This window comes from uncultured Thiodictyon sp., assembly GCF_903828115.1.
Lineage (GTDB): Bacteria > Pseudomonadota > Gammaproteobacteria > Chromatiales > Chromatiaceae > Thiodictyon.
The window spans coordinates 1-11,723 of sequence record NZ_CAIKKU010000441.1 but is presented as its reverse complement, the minus strand read 5'-3'; the positions used below and the strand labels follow the sequence as shown (position 1 = coordinate 11,723).

Genomic DNA, 11,723 nt, shown 5'->3' with positions numbered 1-11,723 from the left:
GGACCGCGGCGGCGCGCCCCGGCGCCGGGCTCGGCCAGGGGCGCGGGCCCGCGGGCCGCGGCGGGATCGGCCCGGTACGCTCCAACGTGACCGGGAAGTAGAGACCGGCCAGGTCCGGGTCCCACCAGTGCGCCGGGCAGGGGGTGAGCGCCACCGGCCGACACCCGGACCGCGCGAGCCGACGGCCGAGTCGGACCCAGGGCGCGCGCTCGGCCTCGCTGCCCAGGCAGCCCAGGTCGCCGGCGATCAGCACCGGCGTGCCGTCGGCCGGCAGGACATAGGGCCGCGCCGGGCCCCAGCCGCCGTTGGCGCCGGGCCGGAATACCCAGGGTTGCACCAGGCCGTCCGGCCCGCGGTCCAGGCGCAGGACCTCGAGCCCGGCCGGGCCGCGCAGCCGCGCGAGTTGGTCCTTGAGGTCGTGAAAATCGTTCCAGAAGGGATAGAGCCGGGCACTCAGGTCGAGCAGCAACTGGCCGCGCGGCGCCCAGCGGCGGGCCCTGAGCCGGGGCAGGCGACGCGGGGGCCGCAGCCGGGCGGCGGCGGCGGTGAGGCGCGCCAGATCCACACGGTTGCGCTCGGCCAGATCGCCCAGGGCGGCGTGCAGGAAGGGCCAGAGGCGCGGCCAGGGGACCAGGGGCGAGACTGGGCCAAGGCGGGCGACCGGGGTTGGCGGCGGCGGCGGCTTCCGCGGCTTCGGCGGGGGCGGCGGCGCGATGACCTTGCGCCCGGTGAGCGCGTACTGGCGCCGGCTCAGGGTCGGCGCATTTGGGGTGATGGTTGGCGCATCGGGGGCCGGATGGTCGGCCCCGTCCGGCGCGAGCCGTTGCGGGGCGGCCGGGGCGCGGGGCTCCTGTTCATAGCCGAAGAGCGCCGCGAGCCGGGTGACCTGGGTGTCGTCGAGGGTTGCGGCCCAACGGATCAGGTCGGCGCGGCTGGTGGCAGCGCGGTTCATGGGTGGGGGGAGGCCGCATGGCGAGTCTTGAGGCACTGCCGGTCCGCGCAGCGGACCCTACGGTGCGCGCACCGGCCCGTTCGGCTCACCCCGCGGACTCCTGGCACTTTTTCAGGGCGAAGTTCTTGATGCGGTGGAATAGCTTCTTCTGGGCGGCGGGGTCGCCGCCGCGGGCGTGGTCCAGGGCGCGCAGGAGGTCCAGGTATTCGGCCTGACCCGGCACCGGGAAGCCCTTGTCCTTGGCATCGTTACGGTCCGTGATCAATTGAGCGGCAACCAGTTCGAGGATGTCGTCGTGGACGCATTGCTGTGATCCCACGGTAAAGTGCTGCCGCCCGCGGGCGACCAGGAGCGCCTTCAAGTCGTCGCCTTCCTTCAGGTCCAGCGTCAATACCAGACAGCGGCGCAGGAAGGCGCGCGGCAGTTCGCGCTCCTGGTTGGTGGTGATGATGACCAGGGGCGCCGCGGTGCCCGCGGGGATGCACACGGGCGTATCCAGCCAGGGCACCGGAAAGCCCCCGTTGCCGAGCGTCTCCAACAGGCTGTTGGGCAGATCGGCCTCGGCCTTGTCGATCTCGTCGATCAGGAGCACGGCGCCGTCCCGGGGCTGCCAGTGCGGCTCGGGGTGCCAGGGCTCGGGGACGCGGCGCACGGTGCGCCGGTCGTCGTTGTGCTCCCTGGCCGAGTCCCAGCCGAAGGCCCACCACAGGGGGCCGGGACAGAGGAAGCGGCGCGGCGCGAGCCGCTGCTGCGGGGTCAGGTTGGACCGGTGCGAGCGCTCCGAGCGAAGGGAACCCAGCACCTGCGCCTCCCCGAGCCGGGAGACCGCGTCGTACTCCCATTGCAGGTCTTGCGCCTCGCTGCGGGCATGGACCACTTGGGAGACGAAGGCGCGGTTGAGCGTGACCGCCGCGGCGCGCGCCAACTGGCTTTTGCCGGCGCCGGGCTCGCCCTGGACCAACAGCGGACGCTCTGCCGCCAGCGCGGCGAGGATGGCATCCGCGCTGGTCTGATCGAACAGGTGGACCGAGGTGGGCCAGGTGCCGCACTTGGGTAGCGGGACGGGTTGATCGATGGGCAGATCGGGAATCATGGCAGGGTTCCGATGGCCGCAAGACAGTCGCGGATGGCGTTGGTGAGGTCTGCCGGGGGCAGGATGAAGACGCTGGAATCCTCGTCGGCCTGATCGTTGACCAGGATCAACAGCAGTTCCTTCAGCTCCAGCTTGATCGCGCGCAAAACGTCGGGGTCCGCCAAGGGATGATTGAGATCCACCACCAGGCGAAACCGATGCTTGTGATTGCGCACCTGAGCGCGCAGCCAACTCGCGGCGTCCTTCCGCCGCGCCGCCGTCGGCCGGTCATTGCCCTGTCCGCGGGTACTCTCCTGATAGACGCGGTTGATAACGGCGTCCACTGCACGATCGGGGGTCAGAAGCTGGGGATCATCAAAGCCGAGTTCCTGCATCACCGCCGGCGCCAAGTCGAAAGGACTGGCATCGACGGTCGCGGTGCCGATACTGAACTCGGCCTTGCCGCCACGCCAACGGGCGGTCAGCACTTCAACGCAGGGGCCGCGACCGAGCGGAACCTCAAACACGTCGCCTTGGCGCCATTTATCGGCAACCAGCGCGGCGTCTTCCCGCTCGCAGCCGTCAGCGACGGTGCCTACTACGGTCCAGCCGAGAATCGTCAAGGCGTCCTCGCGCAACTGCTTGGCGGCTGCATCCGGCGCGAGCCTCGGCAACCTCGCCAGCGCGCACAGGGCCTGGTCCAATGCATCCAGCGCGGCAAGGAAGTCCGCGTCGGGGTCGCACAGACGGGCGGCGAGCGGCGCCGGTATAGACGCCGCGGCCAACTGTTTCGCCAGCGCCAGGCAGAGGGTCGGGCTGGCCTCGAGGGCCGTCCTGATCTCCCGCTCGGCATCCTCAGGCAGGGTTGCGGGGCGGCGTGACGCCGGGTCCGGCGCTACCGACGAGACTCCGACCGATACGCCGACCCGCGGATCAGGGTTGGGCCCGATGGCCTGATCGTCAATTGGCAGACCCGGGGGTAGATCAGCGGCAGGTCGCGGCGCTGGCCCGCAAAGAAGCCGCAGGAGCCGAAGATATTGCGGCTCGGCGGCGCCGCGCCCCAGACCGCGGAGCCGAAAGAAAGTCCAGCCCCCCATGACATCCGGGATGGACGTCTGCGGCTCATCGTCGAGCAGCACCGGGACGTAGCGTTTGTTGTCCTTCGCCAGATAGAGCGCGTTGTAGATGAGCTGCCCCTCCCAGAACACTCCACGGCCCTCGTCCCAATTCACTTGATTCTGGATGCGGCGGCGATACTCGGCCGAACAGACCATCAAAACGAAGTCGGACCGCTCGGGGCGCAGTTGCTCCTCGCACCAGCGCGGCCAATGCAGCATCTCAGCCGAGTGGAACTGATCCAATTCGACCGCGATCCCGTCGTCGGCGAGCGCCGTGGCCACGGCCAGCACCGCCGCGGAATGGCGCTGGCTATGCTGGGCATAGCTGATGAAGACGCGCGGCTGGGACGCGAAAGGACTGACCGATTCCAACTGCACTCTCGATGCGGCCTGGTCTCTGTCGACCGCAGTGCGGAGGTCGGCAGTGATCGCCGAGGTCTGGGTCGGTTCCGGGCCTTCCGGCTGCCCGTCCGCTGGCCCCATTGGCTTGTCGGCCTGCTCAGTGCGTCCAGGGGCGGCCTGGGCTCTCTCGGCTAAAGCCACGTCATCGCCAAGGAACGCCGTGGCTTGTGTCGCCCGCGGACCTTCCGGCTGTCCGTTCGTCGGCCCCGTTGGCTCGGCGGAACGCCCAGGGCTCCTAGGCGTTGGCGGAACCTGCACGGCGTCGGCCGGGACGGGGCACAGGATCCGGTGCATACCCTGCGGACACCCATGCTGGTTGCGATCCACCTGCCAGTCGTCCCGATTCCAACAGCGGAAATGGAACTCGACCCGGCGCGGCCGGGTAGAGAGTTCGATCCACTGGAAGGCGTTGGGATAGGGCTTGCCGGAGTAGCAGCAGCCGGCGGCGGCCTCGATGCAGGCGTAGCGGGGATCGGCGGGGACGATGCGGAATAGATCGGGCTGGTGCAGATGGCCGCTCAGGATGAGGTCGCGATGGCGGTGCAGCGTCCGGCGGGCGTCGTTGCGGTCGAACTCGGCGAGCGAGGCCCAGGGGTGGTGCAGCAGGGCGAGGCGCCAGTCGTGCTCGGCCTCAGCGTCCTTGTGGAGCACGGTCTGATTGATCTGGTAGGTGCTGAGCAGGAGGTGGCTGTCATCGTCATGCTCGGCGAGCCAGGCGGAGTCGAGCCCGGCGACGTGCAGGCGCTGCTTGCGGATGGGGATGCTGCGTTGCCACCAGGGCAGGGTCTGGCGCTGGCCCAGCCAGTGGCCGTAGAACTTGAGATAGGCGGCGTGGCGCTTGAGGAGCAGATTGCGGGTTACGCTCTTCGGATCCAACCGGGAGGTTATCTCCTTCTGGTCCTTGGCGTCGAGCATGGCCTGGTGGGCATCCCGGGCGCCGGGCTCGATCAGGTCCCAGTCGACATCGTGATTCCCCGGTACCAGGAGCAGCCGGTCCCGGTCCAAGGGCGCCGCCGGGTCTGGGGTGAGACGCGGCCAGAGGTCGTCCAACCACTGCCGCGCGAGGCCGTACTCCTTGGGCTTGCCGGATTGGGCGAGGTCGCCGGTGATGACCACCAGGTCCGGGTGCAGGCCGTTATCTGTGACATCCGCGGCGATGAACCGGGCCAGGGCGCACAGGATCGGGTCGGAGTCCCACCGCGAGCGGGTGCTGAAGTGCAGGTCAGACAGGTGCAGGATGCGAACAGGCAGCTCGGTCATAGTCACGTTCATCGGGGCGTGCGCTCCATCGTCGTTGGCGTTTGCGCAAATTAACCGCAAACACCTGCAGGTTGCAACCGCAACGAGACGATTTGGAACGCTTGCATCGTTCCGGACCGGCAGCCCCCGGGACTATACTTACGCGCGTGACACCAGGAGCAAACCCATGTCGATTCAGCCGAAACCCTACTACAGCTTCGAGGACTATCTGGCCACCGAGCGGGCGTGCAGCGACGCAAAGCACGAATATGTCGCGGGCGAGGTCTTCGCCATGGCCGGGGCTTCATACAACCACAACCTGATCAGCACCAACCTGGCCAGCGAGTTGCGCCAACAGCTCAAACCGCGCCCCTGCACGGTGCTGGCCAACGACATGCGCCTGCGCGTGGAGGTCGCCGACGCCTGCGCCTACCCGGATGTCGTGGTCCTGTGCGAACGGCCGGTGTTTCACGACCGCCGCCGCGACGTGCTGACCGATGCGACACTGGTGGCCGAGGTCCTGTCTCCTTCCACGGAGGGCTACGACCGCGGCGGCAAGTTCGCCCTCTACCGCGACCTGCCGAGCCTGCGCCAGTATGTCCTGATCGCCCAGGACCGGCCCGCCGTCGATCTGTTCACGCGCCAGGCCGATGGCCGCTGGCTGCTTGAGGCCTATACGGACCCCGCGGTGCCGATCCACTTCGAGTCCATCGGCTGCACCCTGACCCTGGGTGAGGTCTATGACAAGGTGGAGTTCGAGGCCTGACCCGGACGATGAAGGGCGGTGGGAGCGGCTTCAGCCGCGACGCGAGGCCGCGGTAACCTGAAACGCCGCGGCGAGCCGCGAGAGCTGTCGCGGCCGGAGGCCGCTCCCACAGCGTCCCTGCGCGACCTTCTTAGCGACGCCTGAGGGCTGGGGTCAGAGCAGGTCGCTCAAGGCCCGCGCCAGGCCGGGGTTGCCGGTATCGGCAAGCCAGCGCTGCATCCAGGTGCGGATCTCGGTGATCAGGGATGGGTCCGGGCAGGCGCGGCTGTGTTCCAGCAGTTGGCGCAGGACCGGGGCACCGTAGGCGGCGAGGTGGTCGCCGACGGCGGCGGGGTCGGCGGCGAGGGCGACGAGCAGGGCGGGGACGCGCTGGTCTTGCGGCAGGCCCACCCGCTCCAGGGTGTCGGGGTGCGGCAGGAGCAACAGCGCGGCGGCGCGCAGTTGGTCGATCTTGAAGGCCCAGTCGGCGGCATCGACGCCGGCGGGGCGGCGCTCTTGCAGGACAGCGATCCAACGGATCAGTGGGTGCCCGGCGGGGTCTTCGTCGGGGGCCATGGGAGGCCAGGCGGCGGGGGCGGCCAGGTCCGCGGCCAGGCGCGCGAGGTCCAGGCGGCGCAGATTGATGCTGTCCGCGAATTCATGCAGATAGTGCAGGGCGGGACGCTCGGGCGCGGCGGGCTCCAGGTGTAGCCGGGGGTGCGGGTGGACGCCGGGCACCGGTGGGAGCGTGGGCGTCCCGCCCGCGGATTCGCCAACGCGCGGCCGGGACGCCCGCGCTCCCGGCCCTTCCCCTACGAGCAATCCCGGATCACGCGCATACAGGGCGGCGGCCAAGAGGGCGCCGCGCTCCTGATATTCGGGCGCCGGGTCCGGGCCGGGGCCGGCGTCTTGGGTGCCCACCAGGTCCCAGTTGCGGCCCAGGTCGCGCGGGTCGATCAGGGTCGCGGGGACCCAGGCGCACAGTGAGCAGCGTTCGGCCTGCGCCGGGGACAGGGGCAGCAGCAGCGCGGCCAGCGCACCCGGCGGCAGGGGCCGTTGCAGACCGCGCGGCAGCACCGGCCGCGACCCGGCGAGCAGGCCGGCGTAAACGGCGGCCAGGCGCGGCTCGTCCAGCGCCGCCATCAGGGACTCGATGCCGGCCGCGATGACCTTTTCCAGCCCGGCGCGGTCGAGTCTGACGGGGGGGCAGGCATCCGACCCGAGCGCGAGCGCATGGTCCGGCCGCTGCCAGTCACCCTCCCCTACCCGGTCCCACCAGGGCCCATCATCGCCGCGGGCCACGACCGGCAGCAGCGCGGCGGCGGCCAGGGCGACCGGGAACCCGGGTTGGGGCCGCCGCCAGTGCAGCACCCACTTTTCCAGGACGGCACCGCGCCCCGCGGCATCCAGGGCGCGGCTGGGGTAGGTGCCGATGGCGAAATAGTCCGGTGCCGCCGCCCAGGGCGCGCGCCAGGCGGTGGTGCGGACCGCCCGGTCCTCGGCGCCGATGCGCAGGTACCGGTGCAGGTCCGGGCACCCGGCGCCGAAGCCGGGGCCGCGGGCGATCCAGCGGTAATCGGACGCCGCGCCGTGGACCTTGCCCCAGATACCCAGCGCGCAGTGCAGGTCCTCACCCGCCAGGGCCGCGGCCCCGGCCAGCGCGGGCCAGCGCCACAGGCCGTTCAACGAGTCGTCCAGGGAGTCGTCCCGGGAGTCGCTCATCCTAAAATCCACAGATGAACACAGATGTTCTTCTCATTGTCATACGGTTATCGCCACTGTCACAATCACCCGCAAGGTGAGCCTCCGACCAAGCGTAAGCCAGCGAATCATCTGTGTTCATCTGTGTTCATCTGTGGATGACTGCTCTTTCTGGGCTCATACCGCGACCTGCCGGATCAGCCAGTCGATCGGTGCGAGCAGGTTGAAGGGCTGGCCGCAGTTGATCCGCGGGCGCAGCAGTTCATCGTAGAAGACCACCGGCTCGATGGCCCCGAAGCGCATCCGCACCCCGGCGGCGGAGACCGGGAACAGGGCGAAGCGGGCAAAGCGGGTCTCCAGATAATTGAGCAGGCGTTGGTCGATGTGCGCGGCGGCAAAGCCGGCGGGGTCGGTCAGGGCGCAGCGATAGTCGTCCGGGGTCTCGATCAGCTCGTCGGCCTTGGTCACGCAGACGGCGACCGGCCGGGGGTCCTGTTGCGCCACCCGCCCGGCGGCGAGCAGCAGGCGCTCGAAGGTGTGCGAGACCTCGTTGAAGACGCGGTCGTCCTGCCGCTTGGGATCCAGCAGCAGGATGATGCCGTCGGCCGCCAGCAGCCGCTCCTGGACCTCCTGGTGCAGCCCCTCGTAGTCCGCGCCGGCGCGGTCCTCCAGGGCCAGCGTCACCCGCTCCCCGGTGTGGCGCTGCACCAGGTGGCAGACGATGGCGAGCGCGCTGCCGAGCGTGGTGCCGGGCGGAAAGGCGTTGCGCGAGTACATGGTGTCGCGCATCAGTTCCAGAAAATCGAGCCCGGTCTCGCCCGGATAGACCACCCAGTCGTCCTGCCGGGAACCGCTCAACTGCCAGTAGAGTTGGCCCAGGAACACGGTCTTGCCGGAGCCGGAGGGGCCCCACAGGGTCAATTTAGTCGGGGTCGGGGTCGGGGCGCGGGCCGGCGCGGTCGGCGGCGGCGCCTGGGGCAAGGCGCGCGGGTCGTTCTCCAGGATCGCCTGGGCCATGGACAGGGCGCGCGCCCGCAGCGCCGGGCCCGGCGCCGGCTCGCCCGACGGCGGCGGCGCGGCGGCGTCGCCGCCGAGGATCAGGTCCCAATGGCGATCCAATTGCCCCGGGTCCTGGGTGGTCGAGGGCAGCCAGCCGAGCAGCGAGAGGCGGTCGGCCAGGTCCCGCGGCAGGGGCAGCAGCAGTGCGGCCAGGGCGGCGGGGCCCAGGGGCTCGAGCTCCCGCGCCGGGTAGACCCCGCGGTGTCCGGCCAGCAGCCGGGCGTAGAGGTCCGCGAGGATGCTCTCGTCGAACCGGCGGCGCAGTTCCGTGGTGCCCGCGCGGATGGTCTGAGCCAGTGCCGCCGGTGTCAGGGCCGCGGGCGGGATGGCCGTGGGCGCCAGGGTGAAGAACAGGCGCCCGGCGAAGGGGTCGGGCACGCCGTCCCGCCATGCCGAATCGTCGTGGGCCGCCGCCAGCGGCAGCAGGACCAGGGCGCCGAGCGCGGCGGGCAGGTCGGCCGGGCGCGCCCATTCCAGCACCTGCTTTTCCCGTTCCAGCACGGGGGGGCGCCCCTGGCGCTGCGGCGCCCAACAGCGCACGGCCTGGTGCAGCCCGGCGCGGCTGTGCCACAGCAGGGTGTCGCGGACCACGTCCTCGGTCCCCAGCGCCAGTTCCTGGGCCAGGTCCGAGGTCGGCCCGGAGCAGCCGGGGCTGGCGGCGAGCCACTGGAACACCGCCGCGCCCGCGGACTCCCTGCCCAGGACACCCTGCTCGCAGGTGAGCGCGGGAAGTGTGCGCGGCAGGCCGGCCAGGGCGGGCCAGGACCAGAGCTGTTCCGGGTCGGTCATGGGGCGTCACCGTCCGGAGTGGGAGTCGAGGCCTTAACGTGCAAGTCGCGGAGCGACGCTGTGGGAGCGGCTTCAGCCGCGACGCGATCCGAAAAACTGCCGTGGCCTCGTCGCGGCTGAAGCCGCTCCCACCGGGGGACTTTCATCGTTCCGGTCATGGGCGCTCCAGTCCGAGCGCGCGCAGTTGCTCGGCCAACTGGCGGCGCAGGCGCGCCGGGGGTGGTTGCTCCGGGGGCAGCCCCTGGACCGCGGCGACCAGGGCCTGGACCCGCGGGTCCGCGCCGCGCCGCGCCTGCCGCTCCAGGACCTGCAGGGTCTCGCCGATCTCGCGCGCGGCGAGGCGTTGCGCCTGGCGCTCGAGCAACCGGAACAGCCGCTCGGCCTCCTGCAACTGCCCCGCCTCAGCGCCGCGCGGCCAGCGGGTCTGCGCCGGCGGGTGCACCAGGGCCTCGACCCGGCCGTAGAGGTCCGGACAATAGCCCTGGAGAAAGAGCCCGTTGAAGCGGCGCAGCCCCTCGCCCAGGGCCTCGCGGCGCGCCTGCAATTGCCGGGCGACAGAGGCGATCCGCTGCTCGATATGCCGCGCGTTCTCGATCAGTTCACGCAGCGCGGTGAGTCGCTCCACCGGGTCGGCCGGGGTGCCCGGGCGCCACTGCTGCAACTGCCGCAGCAGGGCCTCGCGGTCGTCGCGGTCGTGGCGGCCGAGCGGTGCGGCGGGGATCAGCTCCAGCGCCTGCCGCATGTGCGCGGCAGCGGCCGTCAGGGACTGCTCCTCGTCGGCCGCCAGCGACTCGAGGGCGGCGAGCCGGGTGCGGACCTGCCCCAGGGTGTCGTCGATCCGGCCCAGGCCCCCGTCCGGCGCCGGGGGGATCGCGGCCAGGTCCAGTCCCGCCGCACCGGTGCGCTCCGGGGTGAGCACCGTCAGCAGTTGGCCGATACGCCGGTTAACCGCCTCGATCGCCTCCCGACCGACCTGGGCGAAGCGGGCCTCCGCGTCGCTCAGCAGCCGCTCCTGCCGCGCCAGTAGCGCCCCGGCGGCCCCGGGCAGCGGCGCGGCACCCGACACCTGGTTGTCCACCGTCATCGCCGGCACCGCGATCCCCAACCCGGGCGCGCGCTCCTCCAGCCAGCGTCGGCGCCGCTCCAGGTCCGCGTGTGCCGCTGCAAGCGCGGCATCGTCCTCACGCAGCCCCGCTTCCAATGCCTCCAGGTCCGCCCGCAAGCCGCGCGCCCCTTCCACCTGGTTGAGCAGGCTCAGCGGGTCGATACCCGGGCCGGTGCGCGCGAGGCGCTCGAAGCCATCGCGCAGCCGGGCCAGTTCCGCGTCCCGCGCCAGTTGGCGCGGGGTCGCACCCAGGGCCTCCAGGCGCGTCCGACAGTCCCCCAGGTCGGCGCTGAAGGTCGCCAACAGGGCCGTCTCGGAGCGCTTCACCCGGTTTTGGAAGGCCTCCTCGGCGTCCCGCAGTTGCTCGCACCAGTCCTCGTGGTCGCGGGGATTGTCCGGTGTCTCGGCGCTGAGATCCTGGACCAGTTCGTCGAGGTCCGGGGCGGCCCCCACCAATTGCGCAAACAGGGCGCAGCGCGCCCCCAGGTCCGCGAGCCCGGCGCGGCGGCGCTCGGCCGCACGCTCCACGAGATCCTGCTCCAGGGCGCGCGCCTGCTCGAACAGTTCCTCGAAGGTCCGATCGTCCTCCCCGGGCCAGTCCTTGCGCCTGGCCGTGAAGCGTTCGGCCAGGGCGTCGCCGGCGTCGCAGTCCTCGCCCAGGGCCCGCGCCCAGCGCGGCAGGGCCTTGATGATCAGCTGCGTTTGGGTGATCTCGCGCGGCTGCGCGCGGCTCGCCAACTGCTCCAGCGGGTCCACCAGGGCCTTGACCTCGGCCTGCCAGTCCGGGGTCGGCCCGGTGCGGCAGAGCCGCTCGCCAAGCTCCGGCAGGGCCGCCTCCAGGGCCGCGGTGCGGCTGGAGGCGCGAATCCGGGTCAGGACCGTCTCGGCGCTGAGCCACAGGGCCAGGGCCTGCGTGAGTCGCGCGCTCGCGACCCCCGTCGTCTCGCAGCGACGCTGATCGACCATCAGGTCGTCGTCGGTCCGCACCTGCCGGCCCAGGCGGCGCGTCTCCGCACCCAGGTGCCCCAGCATTGCGGGGATGCAGTCCGGCTGGCGCAGCGCCGGGGCCGCGATCCGCTCCAGGGATTGCGCGGCCGCGGCCAACTGCCCCTCGATCCGGGCGAGCCGGTCGAAGAGCCCGTGCAGCGCCTCGCCGCGCGCCGCCAGCGCCGCCACCCGGGGGGCCAGCCGCGGCGCGCTCTGACCCCGGCCCAGGACCCCGCGCCAGGACAATGCACCCTCGACCTCGGCGAGCAGCGCCGTGAGTTCACGGTGAAAGGACTCGGCGCGCGGCGGCACCGCCGCGGCGCAGGCCAGCAGGCGGTCACGCAGGTCGATCAGGGGGGCGCGGGTGTTTGCCATGACGGTTCCGGTTGTTGTTCCATGATAGATTGGTCCGCGGATGAACGCCAAGAAAAGAAGGCCGTAGGGTCGACAAGCGCTGTTCTTAGCATCGTTGTCGTTGTCGTTGTCGTAATCGAGGTTATCGTAGCGCCCCAAGTTGCATCGCTTCTCCGATTACGATTACGACAACGACAACG

8 protein-coding genes are annotated in these 11,723 nt (G+C 71.2%); 1 reads left to right on the top strand and 7 read right to left on the bottom strand.

Annotated features, from left to right (window positions below; all coding sequences use genetic code 11):
* The 3 genes from QZY48_RS16170 to QZY48_RS16160 all read right to left on the bottom strand — a co-directional run.
* On the bottom strand, nucleotides 1-952 hold a 952-nt coding region (locus tag QZY48_RS16170; RefSeq protein WP_295432705.1), incomplete at its 3' end, for a hypothetical protein.
* Between the two features lie 85 nt (nucleotides 953-1,037).
* Nucleotides 1,038-2,045, bottom strand: coding sequence for an AAA family ATPase (locus QZY48_RS16165; protein ID WP_295432702.1), 1,008 nt, complete (start codon nucleotides 2,043-2,045; stop codon nucleotides 1,038-1,040).
* Nucleotides 2,042-4,816: a metallophosphoesterase gene (locus tag QZY48_RS16160; RefSeq protein ID WP_295432699.1), complete on the bottom strand. Its 2,775-nt coding sequence runs from the start codon at nucleotides 4,814-4,816 to the stop codon at nucleotides 2,042-2,044. Before QZY48_RS16160 ends, QZY48_RS16165 begins: the two co-directional genes overlap by 4 nt.
* A 154-nt stretch (nucleotides 4,817-4,970) precedes the next feature.
* On the opposite strand from QZY48_RS16160, the gene QZY48_RS16155 reads away from it, so the two are divergent.
* Nucleotides 4,971-5,549: a Uma2 family endonuclease gene (locus QZY48_RS16155; RefSeq protein WP_295432696.1), complete on the top strand. Its 579-nt coding sequence runs from the start codon at nucleotides 4,971-4,973 to the stop codon at nucleotides 5,547-5,549.
* Nucleotides 5,550-5,702: 153 nt separating this feature from the next.
* Here the strand turns inward: QZY48_RS16155 and QZY48_RS16150 are convergent, their stop codons facing one another.
* The 4 genes from QZY48_RS16150 to QZY48_RS16135 all read right to left on the bottom strand — a co-directional run.
* Nucleotides 5,703-7,250: a hypothetical protein gene (locus QZY48_RS16150; RefSeq protein WP_295432694.1), complete on the bottom strand. Its 1,548-nt coding sequence runs from the start codon at nucleotides 7,248-7,250 to the stop codon at nucleotides 5,703-5,705.
* A 156-nt stretch (nucleotides 7,251-7,406) separates the two neighbouring features.
* Nucleotides 7,407-9,077, bottom strand: a complete 1,671-nt coding sequence (locus tag QZY48_RS16145; RefSeq protein ID WP_295432691.1) for a hypothetical protein — start codon at nucleotides 9,075-9,077, stop codon at nucleotides 7,407-7,409.
* A 154-nt stretch (nucleotides 9,078-9,231) separates the two neighbouring features.
* On the bottom strand, nucleotides 9,232-11,544 hold the full coding sequence (locus tag QZY48_RS16140; RefSeq protein ID WP_295432689.1) for a hypothetical protein: 2,313 nt from the start codon (nucleotides 11,542-11,544) through the stop codon (nucleotides 9,232-9,234).
* A partial coding sequence (locus tag QZY48_RS16135) for a hypothetical protein (protein WP_295432688.1) occupies nucleotides 11,520-11,723 on the bottom strand: 204 nt, incomplete at its 5' end. The genes QZY48_RS16135 and QZY48_RS16140, both read right to left, overlap by 25 nt.